The sequence below is a fragment of the Actinomadura sp. ATCC 39365 genome (assembly GCF_054392275.1).
In genome coordinates, this window is sequence record NZ_CP184335.1 from 180985 (window position 1) to 198905 (window position 17921).

Genomic DNA, 17921 nt, shown 5'->3' on the forward strand with positions numbered 1-17921 from the left:
TGTCAGTTCACGTCCGGTTCGGTCAGGTCCAGTACGCCGACCTTCTCGCCGCCGATCTCCTCGCCCGTGAGCTGGAAGCCGAGTTTGAGGTAGAAGTTCTCGGGGCCGCCTTCTCCCGGCTCCCACGTGACGTACATCTGCGCGCCACCGCGACGCCTGACTTCGGCGGCCACAGCACTGACCGCGAATCGTCCGATGCCGCGACCCTGCGCCTCCGCCGCCACGTTGAGCCGCCACAAGCCTGACCTGAAGTCGACGCCCTTGCCGTTCCAGTCGATGTCGAGGAAGGCCATGAGGAAGCCGACGGGACGATCACCGTCCAGGACGAGGCGCGGCCAGGCCACCTGCGGCTGCACGTAGGCCTCCGCGAGAGACTTCGCCACTGGCGCGACGAACCGTTCCTGGTCGGGACGGACGTTCACAGCCAGGGCCATCTCGACGTTGGCCGGGGTGATGGGCGCCAGTCGTAGCGACTTGTTCATGGAAGAACCCTAGGGCGGAGATCGTCCTGCCCACGTGGCCCGGCAGCCTCGGGGCGCGGGGTCAGCTGTGGAGCAGCTGGGTGAGTGGCTCGCGCGCGTCGGCGGGGTAGAGGTCCAGCTGCGCGAACTCGGCGGCGCTCGCCCACCTGAGTTCGAAGGTGTTGTCCGGCCCGTGGTCCAGGGCTTCATCGCCGGAGAGCGACGGGACGCCGGTCACGTCCCGCATGAGGAAGTAGAAGGCGGGCCGGCCGCTGTGCGAGCCGGTGAAGAGCAACCGGTCGATCTTCGCGGTGAGCGTCGTCTCCTCGTGGAGCTCGCGAACCGCGGCGCTCTCCGGCGACTCGCCGTCCTCCACGTGGCCGCCCGGGAGGAGCGCGTAGTGGTGGCCGGGACACTGCTGCGATTGCCGGCCTTTGGCGGTGCAGATGACGCAGGTGATGCCGGGGTCGCGCCGGAGGAACCGCTTGATGACCAGGACGCGGGCGCCGTCGACGACCACGGCGACCGCTCGGGGGATCGGCATGAGAGGGATCATACGATTCGGGCCATGGCTCATGACCTTGTCGCGACGCTCCAGTGGCTGCAAGGCCCACGGGCTGGAACTGCCCGAATGACAGCGTCGAAGGCCTCCTCGTCCAGGAGGTGGCGGGCGTCAGAGGTCGCGTTCCTGGTCGTTGAGGATGGTGAGGGCGATCGTGGCCGCGCCGGGCGCGTCGCCGGACTCGATCGCCTCGTACAGGTCCTCGTGGGTGGAGTCGGAGCCGAGCACGGCGCGTTCCATGCAGTGGTCGCGGCGGACCGTCTCGCGCACCGCCTCGCTCATGCCGCGGTACAGGTCCAGCAGCACGGGGTTGTGCGAGGCCGCGGCGATGGACAGGTGGAACTCCACGTCGGCGTCGGCGAACGCGTCGAGGTCCGCGGCCTGGTGCGCGGCGGTGCGCCGTTCCAGGGCCGTTCTCAGGTCGTCGAGGTCGGCCGGCTTGCGGCGTTCGGCGGCCAGGCGGGCCGCCACGAGGTCCAGGCCACGTCGTACGTCGATGATGTCCATGGTCGCCGCGCGGTCGAGGCGGCGCTTGAAGGCCACCTCGCTCTCGTCGGTCGCGGTGACGTAGGTTCCGTCGCCTTGACGCGTGGTGAGCAGCCCGGCGTGGACGAGCACGCGTACGGCCTCACGTACCGACAACCTGCTCACGCCCAGTGCCTCGGCCAGTTGACTCTCCGTAGGGATCTTGGCCCCGACGGGCCAGACGCCGCTCGTGATCTCCTGGCGGAGCTCGCGGATGGCGGAGTCGACGAGGGAGGTCCGGCCCACGTGCCGCATTTGTCCTCTTCTCTAATCATCTGATGTCTGATAATTCTATGCCACTGTCGCCCTCGGGTTAAGGGGATCAGCCGGTATGGCTCAGATTCTGTTCACCGATGTACGCCCCCACGATGTCCTGGTCGAAGACGGCCGCGTCGTCCCGCTGGAACGCCGGACGCAAGGCTGCCAGGTGGTGGCGGCGGGCGGACTGCTCGCCCTGCCCGCCCCGGTGGACGCGCACGTCCATCCCGACAAGACCACCTGGGGCCAGCCCTGGCTGAGCCGCACCCCGGCCGCCACGCTGCGCGACCTGATCGAGGGCGACGTGGCGGCGCGGGCGGAGATGACCGCGCCGGTCGCCACGCGGGCCATGGCGCTCATGGACCACGCGATCGCCCGCGGCACCCGGGCCTGGCGGGCGCACGTGGACGTCGCCCCGGTGTACGGGCTGAGCAACGTGCACGGCGTACGGGAGGCGGCTCAGGCCCGCGCCGACCTGCTGGACGTGCAGATCGTCGCCTTCCCCCAGCTCGGGCTGCTCTCGCGGCCGGGCACGGCGGAGCTGATGGAGCAGTCGCTCAAGGAGGGCGCGGACATCCTCGGCGGGCTCGACCCCGTGGGCATCGACGGCGACCTGCACGGACACCTCGACCTGCTGTACGGCATGGCCGAGCGGCACACCGTCCCGCTCGACATCCACCTGCACGACGGCGGCGAGCAGGGGGTCGAGCAGGTGCTGGAGATCGCCCGCAGGGCGAGGTCCAGCGGTGTGCCGACCACGATCAGCCACGCCTTCTGCCTGGCCGACCGCGCGGACCTCGCCGAGACGCTGGCCGAGGCGAAGATCTCGCTGACCACCTGCGCGCTCGGCGCGGACCCGGTCCTGCCGGTCGGGCCGCTGGTCGAGGCCGGGGTGCTGGTCGGCCTCGGATCCGACGGGGTGCGGGATCCGTGGACGCCGTTCGGCGACGGCGACATGATCAACCGCGCTCACCTGCTCGCCTACCGCACCGACGCCCGCACCGACGAGGAGCTGGCCACGTGCTACGAGATCGCGGCGCACGGGGGTGCCGCGCTGCTGGGCCTGGAGCAGGCCCGGCTCCAGCCCGGAGATCCCGCCGACTTCCTCCTGGTACGCGCCGAGTCCATGGCCCAGGCGGTCGTGGACAAACCCATCCCCCAGTTCGTCGTCCGCAACGGACGCGTTCGCGAAAGGTCCTCCTGATGATCCGTCGAGCCCTACCGGTGGCCGCCGCACTCGCGGTGGCCCTGGCCGGATGCGGCCAGCAGGCCGCAGCACCGCAACAACAACAGCAGGGCTCGGGCGAGACGCCCAAGCTGGAGCTCAAGACCGTCACCGCCCCGGCCACCGGGGAACTGGACAAGGTGACCTGGAACCTGCCGTACGAGCCGCAGACGGTCGACCCGATCAGGTCGTTCAACTACGCCGAGAACACCGTGCTGGCCAACATGTGCGAGAGCCTGCTGCGGCTGACCCCCGAGTTCGGCATCCAGCCCGGCCTGGCCGAGAAGGCCGACAACCCCACCCCGACCACCTGGGTCTACACGATCCGGGACGGCGTGAAGTTCTGGGACGGCACGCCGCTGACCGCCGAGGACGTCGCGGCCAGCCTCAACCGCCACCTCGATCCCGCGCTCGGCACCTGGTGGGGCGACTACTTCCACACCGTGCAGTCGATCAAGGCGACCGGGCCGCTGCAGGTCACCGTCACGTTGAAGCAGCCCGACGTGCTGTTCAACCAGGCGATGGCCACCGCGGCCGGCGCGATCGTGTCGGCCGGGTACGCCGGGAAGAAGGACCTGGGCTCGCCGACCGGCGGGGTGATGTGCACCGGCCCGTACAAGTTCGGGAGCTGGAAGTCCGGCGACGCGCTGACGATCACCCGCAACGACGCCTACTGGGACACCGCGCTGCGGCCGAAGACCAAGGAGCTGGTCTTCCGGTTCATCGCCGACGAGACCACCGCCATCAACGCGCTGCGCTCCGGCGAGGTGGACGGGCAGTACTTCTACCTGCCGCCCGCGGGGCTCGGCCAGCTCCAGCAGTCCCCGACCGGCTCGGTCACGCTCGGCAAGTCGCTGACCTTCTGGACGCTGCTCGGCGCCGCCAAGTCCGGCCCGTACGCCGACCCGAAGGTCCGCCAGGCGCTGTCGCTGGCACTGGACCGGGCGGCCATCTCCAAGGTGGTCTTCCAGGGGACGGCGATGCCGCAGCGCACCCTCGCCGGCGCCGAGTACTGGGGATACCAGCGGGACGCCTTCCAGAAGGCCTACGACGCGATCCCCCCGGAGACGCCCGACCTGGCCAAGGCCAAGCAGCTGCTCACCGAGGCCGGCTCCCCCGCCCAGACGATCACCATCGGGATCCAGGGCAGCTCGGCCGTCCACGAGCAGACCGCCAACCTGATCAAGGCGACCGGCGAGGCGCTCGGCCTGAAGATCGAGATCAAGGTGATCCCCGTCGAGCAGTACGGGAACCTCTACAGCGACCCCAAGGCCCGCGAGGGCATCGACGCCTTCTTCTCCACCTGGTACGGCAACGTGCCGGACCCGCTCGACATCTACACCGTCTTCCTGGCGGGCGGCCGTACCAACTTCAACGACTACGCGGCCGTGAACGCCGACATCGCCAAGGCGCGGGCCGCCTACGACGAGGCGGAGCGGGCGGGGCTGGTGACGGCGATCCAGCAGAAGGTCACCACCGACGTGCCGTGGATGCCGCTGAACAACCTGCCGGTGATCCTCTACATGAACAAGCGGGTGACCGGAGCCGTCGCCTCCTTCCCCTACCTGTACTACCCGTGGGCCGCGGGGCTCGGCGCGGCATGAGGTTCCTGGCGAAACGACTGGCGGGGCTGATCGCGGTCCTGCTGGTCGCCTCCTTCCTGGTGTACGGCCTGCTCTACCTGGTGCCCGGCGGGCCGATGGCGTTCCTGCTCGGCAACCGCAGCGGCACCCCGGAGCAGCTCGCGGCCATCCGCGCGCAGTACCACCTGGACGATCCGTTCCTGCTGCGCTACGCCGCCTGGCTGCGCGACGCGGTGACGGGCGACTTCGGCGCCTCCCTGGTCTACCGGCAGGACGTCTCCGCGCTGATGGCGTCCCGGGCGACGACGACCGTCTTCCTGGTGGTCTACGCGACGCTGCTGATCGTGGCCGGGGGCGTGGCGATGGGCCTACTGGCCGCGCTGCGCGGCGGCCGGACGGACGGCGTGGTCAGCCTGGTCTCCTCGGTGTTCCTGGCCACGCCGCCGTTCGTGGTCGGGGTGATCCTGGTCATCGTCTTCGCGCTGGGGCTCGGCTGGTTCCCGGTCTTCGGGCCCGGCAGCGGGTTCGGCGACCGGATCCACCACCTCACGCTGCCGGCGATCACGCTCAGCCTGGCCAGCGCCGCCTTCCTGGCCCGCATCACGCGGGCCTCGGTGTCGGAGGAGCTGGGCCGGGAGCACGTGGAGACCGCCCGCAGCCGCGGCCTGGCCGAGGGGCACATCGTCCGCAGGCACGTGCTGCGCAACGCGGCCATCCCGGTGGTGACCGTGGTCGGCCTGAACGTCGCCGGGCTGATCGCGGGCTCGGTCGTGGTGGAGAGCATCTTCGCCCTGGACGGTCTGGGCTCGTTGTTCGTCCGCGCGATCCTGCAACGCGACTTCGCGATCGTCCAGGCGGTGGTGCTCGTGCTCGTCACCGCCTTCGTCCTGATCAATCTGGTGGTGGACCTGTGCTACTCCGCTCTCGACCCGCGCCTGTCGCGGCAGTGACCCGCCGCCTGGGCGGGCTGGGCGTGGCCGCCGCCGTCCTGCTGGCCGCCGTCGTGGCGATCACGCTGCTCGCGCCGCTGCTCGCGCCCTACGACCCCGACCAGCCCGACCTGTTCAACGCGCTGGGCGGCGCCTCCGCCGCGCATCTCCTGGGCGGGGACGTCCTGGGCCGGGACGTGTTGTCCCGGCTGATGTACGGCGCGCGGACCACGTTGCTCGCCCCGGTGCTGGTGATCTGCGTCGCGAGCGCCGCCGGGACCACGCTGGCGATCGTCGCCGCCTGGGCGGGCGGCAAGGTGGACGCGGTCGTCTCCCGCCTGCTGGACGTGCTGTTCTCCGTGCCGGGCATCGTCTTCGCGCTGGTCACCGTGGCCGTGCTCGGCCCCGGCGTGCCCGGCGTGGTGATCGGCCTGGCGGTCGCGTACACGCCGTACGTGGCCCGGGTGGTGCGTAGTGCGGCGCTGCGTGAGCGCAGCCTGCCGTACGTGGCCGCCGCCTGGGTGCAGGGCCGGTCCGCGACCGCCATCTGCCTGCGCCACCTGCTGCCGAATCTGCGGCCGATCATCGTCGCCCAGTCGGTGTCGGCGCTCGGCTTCGCGGTGATCGACGTCGCGGCCGTCTCCTTCCTCGGGCTGGGCGTGCAGCCGCCCACGGCCGACTGGGGGTTGATGGTCAAGAGCGGCCTGGACAGCGCCATGCGCGGCCAGCCGCTGGAGGCGCTCAGCGCCGGCCTGCTGATCGCGCTGGTCGTGGCCGCGGTGAACCTGTTGGGCGATCGCCTGGGGAGGCAGTCGTGAGCCTGTTGACGTTGGAGGGCTTCGGCCTGGCCGTGCCGTACGAACGGAGCTGGCGGACGCTGGTGGAGCACGTGGACCTGACCATCGGCGCCGGAGAGGCCGTCGGGCTGGTCGGGGAGTCCGGTTCGGGCAAGTCGATGACCGCCCGCGCGGTCATCGGGCTGACCCCGCCGGGCGCCCGGGTGACCGGCAGGATCGTCTTCGACGGCGCCGACGTGCCCTCGGGCCGGGCGCTGCGGCTCCTGCGGGCCAAGCGGATCGCGATGGTGTTCCAGGATCCGCGGGCGCACATCAACCCCGTCCGCAGCGTCGGTGACTTCCTCACCGAGGCCATGGTCCACAACCTGCGGATGCCGGTGCGGCAGGCGTCGGCGCGAGCCGTCCAGCTCCTCAAGGAGGTCGGCATCACCGACGGTGAGCGGCGCCTGCGCCAGCACCCGCACGAGCTGTCCGGCGGCCTGCTGCAACGGGTGATGATCGCGTCCGTCCTGGCCGTCGAGCCCGACCTGGTGCTGGCCGACGAGCCGACCACCGCGCTCGACGTGACCACCCAGTCCGAGGTCATGGCCATCCTGGACGAGCTGCGCCGCGAACGCGGCATGGCCATGCTGCTGATCACCCACGACCTGGAGCTGGCCGCCGCGACCTGCGACCGGCTGGCGGTGATGTACGCGGGCCGCATCGTGGAGGACCTCGACGGCGAGCCGCGCCACCCCTACACGCGCGGCCTCATGAGGTCGCGTCCGAGCCTGGCGGAGACCGCGCACCGGCTGCCGGTGATCCCCGGACGGCCCGTGGCGGCCTTCGAGGCCGAGGACGGCTGCGCGTTCGCGCCGCGCTGCGAGCTGGCCGAGGCGCGCTGCCGGGAGAGCCGGCCGCCGTCCGTCCGCGGGGTCGCCTGCCTGAGAGCCGAGGAGACGGCATGAGCGTGATCGAAGCGGACCGGCTGCGGAAGGTGTACGGCCCCGCCACCGCGGTGGACGAGGTCTCCTTCACCGTGGCAGAAGGCGAGTCGCTGGCCATCGTGGGCGAGTCCGGGTCGGGGAAGACCACCGTCGCCCGCATGCTGCTCGGCCTGGAGACGCCCACCAGCGGGACGATCAGCGTCTGCGGGCGTCCGCGGGCGGCGGGCCGGGTGTCGGCCGCGGAGCGGCGCAGGCGGGCACGGGAGATCCAGATCGTCTTCCAGGACCCCTATTCGTCGCTGGACAAGCTGCAGCGGGTCGGCGACGTCGTCGAGACGAGCCTTGCCCTGCACTTCCCGCTCACCTCGACCGAGCGCCGGAAGAAGGCGCTGGACCTGCTCGAATCGGTGGGCCTGGCCGAACGTCACGCCACGATGCTGCCCAGGCAGCTGTCCGGAGGGCAGCGCCAGCGCGTGGCCATCGCCCGCGCCCTGGCGGTGGAGCCTCGGGTGCTGGTGCTGGACGAGGCGGTCGCCGCGCTCGACGTGTCGATCCAGGCCCAGATACTCAACCTGCTCGCCGACATCCGCGAGCGGCGCTCGATCAGCTACGTCTTCATCTCCCACGACCTGGCCGTGGTCAACCAGATCAGCGACACGGCCGTCGTGATGCGGCACGGCCGCGTCGTGGAACGCGGGGCCACCCGCACCCTGCTGCGCGAGCCGCAGGAGGAGTACACCCGCGCCCTGCTGGCCGCCGTGCCCAGGCCCGGATGGAAGCCGACCCGGAGGAACACACAGTGAGCACGCTCATCAGGGCGTCGTTCGTCATCGGCTTCGACGGCGACGACCACGTCATCCACCGCGACGCGTGCGTCGTCTACGACGGCGACCGGATCGTCCACGTCGGCCGCTCCTACGACGGCCCGGTCGAGGAGGTGATCGACGCCGGTGAGGCGATCGTCGGGCCCGGCTTCATCGACCTGGACGCGCTGGCCGACATCGACCACGCCGTCCTCGACACCTGGCACGCCGACTCCGGCGGGCTGAACTGGTCGCACGACTACGCCGTCAACCGGCGCCGGGCCGTCTTCCCGCTGGAGGACACGCTCTTCATGCGGGAGTACGCGCTCACCCAGCTCATCCGCAACGGCATCACCACGGCGATGCCGATCGCCGCCGAGACGCACAGCGCCTGGGCGGAGTCGTACGAGGAGCTGGCCGGCGTCGTGGAGATCGCCGGGCGGCTCGGCCTGCGCATGTACGTGGGGCCGTCCTACCGCTCCGGCGTGCCGGTGCTGCGCGCCGACGGCAGCCGGGACGTGCACTGGGAGCCCGGACTGGGCGAGCGGGGGCTCGCCGACGCCATCCGCTTCGTCCGGGACGTCGACGGCGCCCACGACGGCCGGATCCGGGGCGCGCTGCTGCCGTGCCGCATCGAGACCGTCACCCTCGACCTGCTGCGCGCCACCGCGCAGGCCGCGGAGGAGCTCGACTGCCTGGTGCGCCTGCACTGCATGCAGGGGCTGACGGAGCTGCGGCTGCTGCGCGAATGGTACGACCGGCACCCCCTGGACGTGCTGGCCGAGGTGGGCCTGCTCGGCCCGCGGCTGCTGGTGCCGCACGCCCTGTACCTCGGCGATCCCGGCACGCCCTTCGAGGGGTCACCGGACCGGCTCGCGGCGCTGGCGGGGATCGTGCACTGCCCCCTCACCTTCGTCAGGTACGGCGACGCGCTGCGCGACTTCGACCGTTACCGGGAGGCCGGCGTGAACCTGGCGCTGGGGACCGATTCCTTCCCGCCCGACATGATCCGCAACATGGACTACGGCAACAACCTGGCCAAACTGGTCACCGGACGGCTGGACGCGGGCTCGGCCGCCGACTACTACCGGGCCGCCACCCTGGGCGGCGCCCGCGCGCTGGGCCGGGACGACCTGGGCAGGCTCGCCCCCGGCGCCAAGGCCGACCTGGTCGTCGTGGACCTGTCCGGCCCGCGCACCGGCCCGGTCGACGACCCGATCAGGACGATGCTGATGAACTGCACGGGCGCCGACGTGTCCACCGTGGTGATCGACGGCCGGCCGGTGATGCGCAACCGGACGATCCCGGGCGTGGACGAGGAGTCGATGCGGCTGCGCGCGCAGACCTACTTCGAGACGATGAAGGCCGCCTACTCCGAGCGCGACCACCTGCGCCGCGACCCGGCGCTGCTGTTCCCGGCGTCCTTCCGCGTCGTCGAGGACGGCTCATGAGCGGCGCGGCCCCCTTCCCCGAGCTCGCCGCCGAGCTCGACGTCCGGCTTGCCGCCGCGGACGAGCGGCTGCGCACGGCCTACCCCGGTGAGCCGGCCACCCGGCAGCCGGTGCACACCGTGTACGTCCCGGCCGACCGCTACACGCCGGACACCGTACCGTCGTGGGGCCGGCAGGCGCTGGCGGCGCTGGCCGAGCACGGCCGGACCGCCACGGAGTTCGCCGACGCGCTCGGCCTGCCGCCGCGGACGGCGGCTGAGGTGTACGACCAGGTCCGGGCCAAGCTGGCCCGCGAGCCGGTCGAAGATCTCAGGATCGACTTCGAGGACGGCTACGGCGACCGTCCGGACGCCGACGAGGACGCCGCCGCCCGGACCGCCGCGAAGGCCCTGGCCGAGGCCACCGCCGCCGGCACCGGCTCGCCCTTCTGCGGGATCCGGTTCAAGAGCTTCGAGGCGCCGACCCGGCGGCGCGGCCTGCGCACCCTGGCGATCTTCCTGGAGACCCTCGGACCGCCGCCCGGCGGCTTCGTCGTCACGCTGCCGAAGGTGACCTCGGTCGAGCAGGTGGAGGCGATGGCGCTGACCGCCGGACGGCTGGAGGCGGCGTACGGGCTGGCGGGCGGGAGCCTGCGGTTCGAGCTCCAGGTGGAGACGCCGCAGGCGATCCTCGGCGCGGACGGCGTCTCGCCGCTGCCGTCGATGATCCGCGCCGCGGCCGGCCGCTGCACGGGCCTGCACTACGGCACCTACGACTACTCGGCGGCGCTCGGGGTGTCGGCGGCGTACCAGAGCGTGGAGCATCCGGTCGCCGACCATGCCAAGGCGGTGATGCGGGTCGCCGCCGCCGGCACCGGCGTGCGCGTCTGCGACGGGTCGACGAACGTGCTGCCGGTCGGCGACGGCGACGCCGTCCGCGCCGCCTGGAGGCTGCACGCGCGCCTGGTCCTGCGCGCCCTGGAGGGCGGCCTCTACCAGGGCTGGGACCTGCATCCCGGGCAGCTGCCGAGCCGGTACGCCGCCGTCCACTCGTTCTTCAGGGAGGGGCTGCCGGCCGCCGCGGCCCGGCTGCGCGGCTACCTCGGACGCCGGACGTCCGGCTTCCTGGACGAGCCGGCGACCGCCCGTGCGATGGCCGGGTTCCTCGCCCGGGGCCTCGACTGCGGCGCGATCGGCGCGGCCGAGCTGCGTGCCCTCGCCGGCGTCACGCCGTCCGAGCTGCGTGCCACGCGCGCCGGGACGGGTGGCTGACGTGCGCATCCTGATCGTGAACGTGAACACCACCCGGTCGATGACCGACACGATCCGCGCCCAGGCGGCGGCGCACGCCTCGCCGGGTGTCGAGATCGTCGCGCTCACCCCGTCGTTCGGGCCGGAGTCGGTGGAGGGGAACTTCGAGAGCTACCTGGCGGCGGTCGCCGTGATGGACCGGGTGGTCCGCTACGACGAGCCGTACGACGCGGTGATCCAGGCCGGGTACGGCGAGCACGGCCGCGAGGGGTTGCAGGAGCTGCTCGACGTCCCCGTGGTGGACATCACCGAGGCGGCCGCGCAGGTCGCGATGCTGATCGGGCGGACGTACTCGGTGGTCACCACGCTGGACCGCGCGGTGCCGCAGATCGAGGACCGGCTGCGGCTCGCCGGGCTGGCCGGCCGGTGCGCGTCGATCCGGGCCAGCGGGCTGTCGGTCCTGGAGCTCGAGGAGGATCCCGGCCGGGCCGTCGAGGCGATCGTCGCCCAGGCCCGCGAGGCCGTCACCGGCGACCGGGCCGAGGTGATCTGCCTGGGCTGCGGTGGGATGGCCGGGCTCGACCGGAAGATCACCGCGGCCACCGGGGTGCCCGTCGTCGACGGCGTGGCCGCCGCGGTCGCCCTCGCCGAGGGGCTCGTCCGGCTCGGCCTCACCACGAGCAAGGTGCGCACGTACGGCGCGCCGCGCCCCAAGACCGTGACCGGATGGCCGATCACCGACGGGGCCGCGGCCGGCGCCCGGCCGGTCCGCGCGGGACGGCACGACCACGGAGGTGTCGCCTGATGGCCCGGCTGGACCTGCTGATCAGGGCCCGTCGAGTGGTCACCCCCGCCGGGGAGGCGGCCCGCAGCATCGGCGTACGGGACGGGACGATCGTCGCGGTCGAGCCGCTGGACGCCGACCTGGCGGCCGCCGAGGTCGTCCGGCTCGGCGACGACGAGGTGCTGCTGCCCGGCCTGGTGGACAGCCACGTGCACGTGAACGACCCGGGACGGACCGAGTGGGAGGGGTTCGCGACCGCCACCAGGGCGGCCGCGGCCGGCGGCGTCACGACGATCGTCGACATGCCGCTGAACAGCATCCCGCCCACCACCGACGCGGTGGCGCTGCGGCTGAAGCGGGCGACCGCCCGGGGGCAGGCGCACGTGGACGTCGGCTTCTGGGGCGGCGCGGTGCCGGGCAACCTGCGCGAGCTGCGCGGACTTCACGACGAGGGCGTGTTCGGCTTCAAGAGCTTCCTGCTGCACTCGGGCGTGCCGGAGTTCCCGCCTCTGGAGCCGGCCGAGCTGGCGGACGCGCTCCGCGAGCTGCGGGCGTTCGACGCGCTGATGATCGTGCACGCCGAGGACCCGCACGTGATCGACCACGCGCCGCCCGCGCGCGGCGCGAGCTACCGCGACTTCCTGCGCTCCCGCCCGCGCGGCGCGGAGAACCTCGCGGTCGCGCACGTCATCGAGCTGGCCCGCCGGACCGGCTGCCGGGTACACATTCTGCACCTGTCCAGCTCGGACGCGCTGCCGATGATCCGCTCGGCCCGGGACGACGGCGTCCGGATCACCGTGGAGACCTGCCCGCACTACCTGACGTTCAGCGCCGAGGAGATCGCCGAGGGAGCCACGCAGTTCAAGTGCTGCCCGCCGATCCGCGAGGCGGCCAACCGCGAGGCCCTCTGGCGGGGGCTCGCCGACGGCACGATCGACTGTGTGGTCTCCGACCACTCGCCGTGCACGCCGGAGCTCAAGCGGCTCGACACCGGCGACTTCGGCCTCGCCTGGGGCGGCATCGCGTCGCTGCAGCTCGGCCTGCCCGCGGTGTGGACCGAGGCCAGACGCCGCGGCCACTCGCTGACCGACGTGGCGCACTGGATGGCCGGACGCCCCGCGGAGGTGGCGGGACTGTCCGGCAAGGGCCGGATCGCGCCGGGCCACCAGGCCGACTTCTGCGTGTTCGCGCCCGACGAGACGTTCGTGGCCGACAAGGACCGGCTGCACCACCGCAACCCCGTGACGCCCTACCACGGCCGCCCGCTCACCGGCGTGGTCCGCGGAAGCCGGCTGCGCGGCGAACGCATCGACATCGACGGCCCGCCGCGGGGCCGGCTGCTCGACCGAGGAGACGCATGACCTTCACCCACTTCCCGGACCTGGCCTCACGAGCGCTGGCCGGCAGTGTCGTGTACGCCAACGACGAGCTGTTCGCCGAGCGGGAGAACCTGATCAAGCCCGGCCCCGCCGGGTTCTCGACGGAGGACTTCGGCCACAAGGGCAAGGTGTACGACGGCTGGGAGACCCGTCGGCGACGCGAGCCGGGGAACGACTACGCGATCGTCCGGCTCGGCGTCCCCGGCGTGGTGCGCGGGGTGGTGATCGACACCGCCTGGTTCAAGGGCAACTACCCGCCGTACGCCTCGGTGGAGGCGACCAGCGTCGAGGGAGCGCCGTCACCGGCCGAGCTGGAGCGGGCGAACTGGGAGACGATCGTCGGGAAGAGCGCGATCAGGGGCGACGCCGAGAACACGTTCGAGGTCGCGGACCCGCGGCGCTGGACGCACGTGCGGCTGAGCATCTACCCCGACGGCGGGGTGGCCCGGTTCCGGGTGCACGGCGAGCCGGTGCCGGACCCGCGCTTCCTGGACGGCACGATCGACCTGGCCGCGCTGGAGCACGGCGGGAACGTGGTGGCCTGTTCGAACACGTTCTACTCCGCACCGGTGCAGCTGCTGCTGCCCGGCAGGGCCCGGATCATGGGCGACGGCTGGGAGAACGCCCGCCGCCGCGACGGCGGCAACGACCACGTGACGGTCAGGCTGGCGGCCCGCGGGCGGGTGCGCCGGGTGGAGATCGACACGTCGTACTTCGTCGGCAACGCGGCCGGCTGGGCCTCGCTGAGCGGTACCGGCGCGGACGATCCGGACGCGGACGCGGAGTGGTTCGAGCTGATCCCGAAGACCCGGTTGCAGCCGGACACCCGGCACTTCCTGCGCCCGGCGTCGTCCGCGCCCGTGACGCACGTCCGCCTCGACGTCTTCCCCGACGGCGGCCTGGCCCGGCTCCGGGTGCACGGCGAGCTGGACGCCGAGGCCCACCGGGCGGCCGTGCTGCGCTGGCTCGACCTGCTGCCGGCCGGACACGCCGTCGAGGTGCTCCGCGAGGCCGGCGTGCCCGGCCGGACCGCCGAGGAGCTCGTCGGCCGCCGGCCGTTCGCCGACGGCGACGTGCTGCCCCCGGCGCTGCTCCTGCCGGCGGGACCGCCCCTCTGACCTCGGGTCATTCGGGTGGGGCGCCGAACACGTACGAGCCGGGGGCGTCCGGGTCGTCGCCGGCCCAGAACTCGGTCCAGTGGAGGCGGAACTCCTCGCGCGAGAGGTGGCCGTCGCCGTCCAGGTCGAGGCGGGGGAAGATGTCGTCGGTCGCCGAGGGGGCGCCGTTCCACGTCTCGATCAGCGCGCCGTACTCCGAACGGGAGATGAGGCCGTCGCCGTTGAGGTCGATGGCCTCGAACATCGCGTCGGCGGTGCCGGCGACCGCGTCGGTCATGTCGCCGAGCACGTCGACCACGCTGAGCACCTGGTCGAGGGAGACGCCGTCGTCGCCGCCGGAGGCGGCCCTGAGCACCGGCCACCAGCCGGTCATGACGGAGGTCAGCCGCTCCGGGTCGGCCGGCCCCGCAACGGCCGACCAGCGGTGGGCGAGCGCCTGGAAGTCGGCCTGGGTCAGCCGGCCGTCGCCGTCGACGTCCATCGCCTGGAAGACTCCGCCGACCTTCTTCCGCTGGAACTCACTGGCCACATCTGCCTCCACTCCTCGGGGAGACTCAATGCTGTCGAGTGATCACTTATCGTGACCATAGTCGCTTGAGTGACTAATCCGTTACGCAGGGTGGAGGGTCAGGTGAAGTCCGCGCAGCGGGCCTGGCCGTCGCCCGGCACGGTCACGCGTACGTCGTCCACCTCCACGCCGCGCTCGGCGGCGGTGGCGGCGGCGATCGTGCAGACGAGCTGCCCGGTCGCCGTCCGTGACAGCCGGGACGTCGAGGCCCCCAGGGCGAACGCGTCGCCGGTCACCTGGACGGCCAGGTTCTTCGGCAGGCTGGTGACGACCGCGCGCTCGCGTTCCTTCGAGGTGGGGCCGCCGGTCAGGAGCTCGACGGCTTCGGCGGCGGCCAGCGGGCCCTCCGGGCGGGTGACGGGCACGAGACGGTCGTGCCGCACGAAGTACAGGCTGGTGCCTTGGATGAAGCCGCGGGGCGCCTCTCCGGCGCGGATCACGCCGGTCGGGCCGACTCCGCAGGCCGTGCAGGCGGCCAGGACCAGGGCGAGCGGCCAGGCCCTCACGGACGGTTCCTCGGCAGGGTGAGGGTGAAGACGGCGCCCGGGCCGGGGGCGACGGTGAGGTCGCCGCCGTGCAGGAGGGCGTTCTCGCGGGCGATGGCCAGGCCGAGACCGCTGCCCTCGGAGCGGGCACGCGCGAGGTCGGCCTTGTAGAAGCGCTCGAAGACGTGCGGGAGCACGTCGGCGGGCAGGCCGGGCCCCTGGTCGGAGACCTCGACGGCGACCGTCTGACCAGTGGCGCGCACCCGGACGGCGACGGGCGGCGCGCCGTGCCGCAGCGCGTTGCCGACCAGGTTGGCCACGATGACGTCCAGGCGGCGCGGGTCGAGCGGAACGCGGACGTCCGGGGACGGCAGATCCGCGGTGACCTCCGAGCTCCAGCCGCGGGACCGCAGGCAGGCCGCGACGGCGGCGCCGACGTCCACGTCGTTGAGGTTGAGCGCGGCGGCTCCGGCGTCGAAGCGGGAGATCTCCATCAAATCGTCGACGAGCGCGGTGAGCCGGGCGACCTCGGCGGTGATCAGCCGGGCGGCGGTTCCGGCGTCGGCGTCCAGCCGGTCGGCGCCCGCTTCGAGGACGTCGGTGACGGCGGTGGCGGCGGCCAGCGGCGTGCGCAGCTCGTGGGAGACGTCCGCGACGAACCGCCGGGACCTGGCCTCCATCTCGCGCAGCTCGCCGACCGAGCGTTCCAGCGCGGCGGCCGTCTCGTTGAAGCGTCCCGCCAGCCGGGCCAGTTCGTCGCCGCCGTGGACGGGCAGGCGGGTCTCCAGCCGTCCCTCGCCCAGGTGCCGGGCCGCCCGGTCCAGGTCGGCGACCGGCCGCAGGACGCCACGCGCGGCCAGCAGCCCGGCCAGCACCGCCAGCAGCACGACGGGCACGGCCGCCGCCTGCGCGGCGCGCAGCACGGCCGTCTCGTCGGAGGCGGCCTGCCCGAGCGACTCGACGAGGTAGACGCTGATTCCCGACGGCGTGCCGCCGGCGCGGAGCATGACCCTGCTGCCGGCCACGAGGTACGGCACGCCGTCGCGCTCCACCCGCTGCCAGGCCAGCTCCGGCCACCGCAGGACGGTCGCCCGCAGCTCGGCGGTGACGCGCGCGTCGCCCGGCACGGCGCCGTCCCTGACGACGTACACCTTGCGGTCGCCGACCTCCAGGTCCTCGGCCAGCAGGGCCAGTTCCTCGTCGCCCGCGGGCAGCGCCACGTCGCGCGACAGCAGCAGCACCCGGTTCCTGAAGTCCTTCAGCAGCCGGTCCTGCACCCCGGCCAGCAGGTTGACGCGCGCCTTGTAGTACGTCAGGCCCGCGGCCCCCACCGCGCTCAGCCCGCCCACCAGCACGAACGTGATCACCAGCCGGACCCGCAACCCGCGCAGCCAGTTCATACCGGCCCGAAGCGGTAACCGAATCCGCGCACGGTCTGCACGTACCGCGGCTCGGCCGGCGCGTCCTCGATCTTGGACCGCAGCCGCTGCACGCAGGCGTCCACCAGCCGCGAGTCGCCCAGGTAGTCGTGCTCCCACACCGACTCCAGCAACTGCTGCCTGCTGAAGACCTGCCCCGGCGCGGCCGACAGGTGCAGCAGCAGCCGCAACTCCATCGGCGGCAGCGCGACCTGCCGTCCGTCCCTGCTCACGGTGAGGGAGGCGCGGTCCACGCACAGCCCGCCGTACCTCTCCACGGGCGAGGGCACACCGTCCGTACGGCGCAGCACGGCCCTGATCCTGGCCTCCAGGACCTGCGGGCGCACCGGCTTGACCACGTAGTCGTCCGCGCCCGCCTCCAGCCCGCCGACCACGTCGAAGTCGTCGCCCCGGGCGCTCAGCATCACGATCGAGACGGACGTGGTCGCACGGATGCGACGGCACACCTCGAACCCGTCGATGCCGGGCAGCATGAGGTCGAGCACCACCACGTCGGGGGCGAAGCGTGCCAGCCGTTCCAGCCCCTCCTCCCCGGTCGCCGCCGATCGCACCTCGTGGTCCCGGCTCTTGAGGGCGAGTGTCAGAGCGTCCCTGACGTGGGGATCGTCCTCGATCAGCAAGACACGGGCCATGCGTTCCAGTATCGGCGGCCTGGCGTGCCGGTTTGTGCGGCTTCGGAAGCTATTACACGTTCATGACATGGAGCGGACGGGCTCCTCACAACGGCGGGCCACGGTGTTGGGCAGCCGACCGACCCATTGGAGGAAACCGTGTTGATCAGCAAGCGGCGTCTCGCCGTCCTGGCCGCCCTGCCCGTCCTTGCCCTGAGCGCGGCGTGCGGGACGCAGAGCTTCGCCAGCTCGTCCAGCCCCGCGCCCGACTCCGGCAAACCGAGCTGGCACGAGACCGCGGTGAAGTTCGCCGGGTGCATGCGGGAGAACGGGATCGACATCCCGGCCCCGGTCAAGGGACAGGACCTCGACACCAGCGCCGTCAGCAAGGTCACCCAGGCCAAGCTCGACGCCGCCATGAAGGCGTGCAAGGAGTGGGACTCGGTGCTGCTCGGCGGCTCCGAACCGGCCACTCCGGAGGAGGACGCCAAGTTCGCCGCGTGGGCGCAGTGCCTGCGCAAGGGCGGCGTCTGGCAGCCCGTCACCAAGGACGAGGCGAAGCCGGCCGGGTTCAAGCAGGTCGAGCCCGGCTCGGCCGCCGAGAGGCAGGTCTTCGAGGGCTGCGACCTGCTCCGGCCGCCCGCCCCGTACGAGGAGAACTAACCATCCCGCACCCCGCCAGGCCATGCCCTTCCCGCTGTGAACGCGGTGAGGGTTGGCGGGACTCCGGCCGGCCCCGGCTCCTGGCGTCAGGAGCCGGGGCCGGCCGTTCGTGACGGGGCCGGGCC

At 72.6% G+C, this 17921-nt stretch carries 19 protein-coding genes; 12 read left to right on the top strand and 7 right to left on the bottom strand.

The window, feature by feature from the left end:
• Positions 1 to 2: 2 nt before the first annotated feature.
• The 3 genes from ACNF49_RS01035 to ACNF49_RS01045 all read right to left on the bottom strand — a co-directional run bounded on the left by ACNF49_RS01035 (position 3) and on the right by ACNF49_RS01045 (position 1803).
• Positions 3 to 482, bottom strand: coding sequence for a GNAT family N-acetyltransferase (locus tag ACNF49_RS01035; RefSeq protein ID WP_482942521.1), 480 nt, complete (start codon positions 480 to 482; stop codon positions 3 to 5).
• Between the two features lie 61 nt (positions 483 to 543).
• Positions 544 to 1005: an NUDIX hydrolase gene (locus tag ACNF49_RS01040; RefSeq protein ID WP_357967007.1), complete on the bottom strand. Its 462-nt coding sequence runs from the start codon at positions 1003 to 1005 to the stop codon at positions 544 to 546.
• 129 nt (positions 1006 to 1134) lie between these two features.
• Complete coding sequence (locus ACNF49_RS01045) at positions 1135 to 1803, bottom strand: FadR/GntR family transcriptional regulator (protein WP_357967004.1); 669 nt, start codon at positions 1801 to 1803, stop codon at positions 1135 to 1137.
• A gap of 76 nt (positions 1804 to 1879) precedes the next feature.
• Between ACNF49_RS01045 and ACNF49_RS01050 the strand changes: the two genes are divergently transcribed.
• The 11 genes from ACNF49_RS01050 to alc are packed head-to-tail and all read left to right on the top strand — an operon-like array spanning position 1880 to position 14030.
• Entirely contained in the window at positions 1880 to 3010 is a 1131-nt protein-coding gene (locus ACNF49_RS01050) for an amidohydrolase family protein (RefSeq protein WP_482942522.1), read from the top strand.
• Positions 3010 to 4635: an ABC transporter substrate-binding protein gene (locus ACNF49_RS01055; RefSeq protein ID WP_482942523.1), complete on the top strand. Its 1626-nt coding sequence runs from the start codon at positions 3010 to 3012 to the stop codon at positions 4633 to 4635. Before ACNF49_RS01050 ends, ACNF49_RS01055 begins: the two co-directional genes overlap by 1 nt.
• Positions 4632 to 5564: an ABC transporter permease gene (locus tag ACNF49_RS01060; RefSeq protein WP_482942524.1), complete on the top strand. Its 933-nt coding sequence runs from the start codon at positions 4632 to 4634 to the stop codon at positions 5562 to 5564. The genes ACNF49_RS01055 and ACNF49_RS01060 overlap by 4 nt, the downstream gene beginning before the upstream one ends.
• A complete protein-coding gene (locus ACNF49_RS01065) occupies positions 5561 to 6361 on the top strand; it encodes an ABC transporter permease (RefSeq protein WP_482942525.1) in 801 nt (266 codons plus the stop codon). Before ACNF49_RS01060 ends, ACNF49_RS01065 begins: the two co-directional genes overlap by 4 nt.
• Entirely contained in the window at positions 6358 to 7287 is a 930-nt protein-coding gene (locus ACNF49_RS01070; RefSeq protein ID WP_482942526.1) for an ABC transporter ATP-binding protein, read from the top strand. Before ACNF49_RS01065 ends, ACNF49_RS01070 begins: the two co-directional genes overlap by 4 nt.
• Positions 7284 to 8069, top strand: coding sequence for an ABC transporter ATP-binding protein (locus ACNF49_RS01075; RefSeq protein ID WP_482942527.1), 786 nt, complete (start codon positions 7284 to 7286; stop codon positions 8067 to 8069). Before ACNF49_RS01070 ends, ACNF49_RS01075 begins: the two co-directional genes overlap by 4 nt.
• Positions 8066 to 9520: an amidohydrolase family protein gene (locus ACNF49_RS01080; RefSeq protein WP_482942528.1), complete on the top strand. Its 1455-nt coding sequence runs from the start codon at positions 8066 to 8068 to the stop codon at positions 9518 to 9520. Before ACNF49_RS01075 ends, ACNF49_RS01080 begins: the two co-directional genes overlap by 4 nt.
• Positions 9517 to 10770: a DUF6986 family protein gene (locus tag ACNF49_RS01085; protein WP_357966987.1), complete on the top strand. Its 1254-nt coding sequence runs from the start codon at positions 9517 to 9519 to the stop codon at positions 10768 to 10770. The genes ACNF49_RS01080 and ACNF49_RS01085 overlap by 4 nt, the downstream gene beginning before the upstream one ends.
• A 1-nt stretch (position 10771) precedes the next feature.
• Positions 10772 to 11554, top strand: coding sequence for an aspartate/glutamate racemase family protein (locus ACNF49_RS01090; RefSeq protein ID WP_482942529.1), 783 nt, complete (start codon positions 10772 to 10774; stop codon positions 11552 to 11554).
• Positions 11554 to 12894 (top strand): allantoinase AllB, encoded by a 1341-nt coding sequence (allB, locus tag ACNF49_RS01095; protein ID WP_482942530.1) that lies wholly within the window; start codon positions 11554 to 11556, stop codon positions 12892 to 12894. The genes ACNF49_RS01090 and allB overlap by 1 nt, the downstream gene beginning before the upstream one ends.
• A complete protein-coding gene (gene alc, locus ACNF49_RS01100) occupies positions 12891 to 14030 on the top strand; it encodes an allantoicase (RefSeq protein ID WP_482942531.1) in 1140 nt (379 codons plus the stop codon). Before allB ends, alc begins: the two co-directional genes overlap by 4 nt.
• A 7-nt stretch (positions 14031 to 14037) precedes the next feature.
• Here alc and ACNF49_RS01105 read toward each other — a convergent pair whose 3' ends face one another.
• The 4 genes from ACNF49_RS01105 to ACNF49_RS01120 all read right to left on the bottom strand — a co-directional run bounded on the left by ACNF49_RS01105 (position 14038) and on the right by ACNF49_RS01120 (position 17154).
• A complete protein-coding gene (locus tag ACNF49_RS01105) occupies positions 14038 to 14559 on the bottom strand; it encodes an EF-hand domain-containing protein (protein WP_482942532.1) in 522 nt (173 codons plus the stop codon).
• Positions 14560 to 14657: 98 nt separating this feature from the next.
• Entirely contained in the window at positions 14658 to 15104 is a 447-nt protein-coding gene (locus ACNF49_RS01110) for a GerMN domain-containing protein (protein WP_482942533.1), read from the bottom strand.
• The gene (locus ACNF49_RS01115) at positions 15101 to 16483 is read right to left on the bottom strand and encodes an ATP-binding protein (RefSeq protein WP_482942534.1); all 1383 of its coding nucleotides are present in this window, start codon (positions 16481 to 16483) and stop codon (positions 15101 to 15103) included. The genes ACNF49_RS01110 and ACNF49_RS01115 overlap by 4 nt, the downstream gene beginning before the upstream one ends.
• Positions 16480 to 17154 carry a response regulator gene (locus ACNF49_RS01120; protein ID WP_482942535.1) on the bottom strand — a complete coding sequence of 225 codons (675 nt, stop codon included), beginning with the start codon at positions 17152 to 17154 and terminating at the stop codon, positions 16480 to 16482. The genes ACNF49_RS01115 and ACNF49_RS01120 overlap by 4 nt, the downstream gene beginning before the upstream one ends.
• Positions 17155 to 17292: 138 nt before the next feature.
• Here ACNF49_RS01120 and ACNF49_RS01125 point away from each other — a divergent pair, with 138 nt between their 5' ends.
• Positions 17293 to 17796 carry a hypothetical protein gene (locus ACNF49_RS01125; protein WP_482942536.1) on the top strand — a complete coding sequence of 168 codons (504 nt, stop codon included), beginning with the start codon at positions 17293 to 17295 and terminating at the stop codon, positions 17794 to 17796.
• Positions 17797 to 17921 lie beyond the last annotated feature (125 nt).

What these genes read in the sequence shown, in the direction of transcription:
- ACNF49_RS01035 (WP_482942521.1), bottom strand. Translation starts at nt 482, where the DNA reads ATGAACAAGTCGCTACGACTGGCGCCCATCACCCCGGCCAACGTCGAG.
- ACNF49_RS01120 (WP_482942535.1), bottom strand. Translation starts at nt 17,154, where the DNA reads ATGGCCCGTGTCTTGCTGATCGAGGACGATCCCCACGTCAGGGACGCT.
- ACNF49_RS01075 (WP_482942527.1), top strand. Translation starts at nt 7,284, where the DNA reads ATGAGCGTGATCGAAGCGGACCGGCTGCGGAAGGTGTACGGCCCCGCC.
- ACNF49_RS01060 (WP_482942524.1), top strand. Translation starts at nt 4,632, where the DNA reads ATGAGGTTCCTGGCGAAACGACTGGCGGGGCTGATCGCGGTCCTGCTG.
- ACNF49_RS01085 (WP_357966987.1), top strand. Translation starts at nt 9,517, where the DNA reads ATGAGCGGCGCGGCCCCCTTCCCCGAGCTCGCCGCCGAGCTCGACGTC.
- ACNF49_RS01045 (WP_357967004.1), bottom strand. Translation starts at nt 1,803, where the DNA reads ATGCGGCACGTGGGCCGGACCTCCCTCGTCGACTCCGCCATCCGCGAG.
- ACNF49_RS01115 (WP_482942534.1), bottom strand. Translation starts at nt 16,483, where the DNA reads ATGAACTGGCTGCGCGGGTTGCGGGTCCGGCTGGTGATCACGTTCGTG.
- ACNF49_RS01050 (WP_482942522.1), top strand. Translation starts at nt 1,880, where the DNA reads ATGGCTCAGATTCTGTTCACCGATGTACGCCCCCACGATGTCCTGGTC.
- allB (WP_482942530.1), top strand. Translation starts at nt 11,554, where the DNA reads ATGGCCCGGCTGGACCTGCTGATCAGGGCCCGTCGAGTGGTCACCCCC.
- ACNF49_RS01055 (WP_482942523.1), top strand. Translation starts at nt 3,010, where the DNA reads ATGATCCGTCGAGCCCTACCGGTGGCCGCCGCACTCGCGGTGGCCCTG.
- ACNF49_RS01040 (WP_357967007.1), bottom strand. Translation starts at nt 1,005, where the DNA reads ATGCCGATCCCCCGAGCGGTCGCCGTGGTCGTCGACGGCGCCCGCGTC.
- alc (WP_482942531.1), top strand. Translation starts at nt 12,891, where the DNA reads ATGACCTTCACCCACTTCCCGGACCTGGCCTCACGAGCGCTGGCCGGC.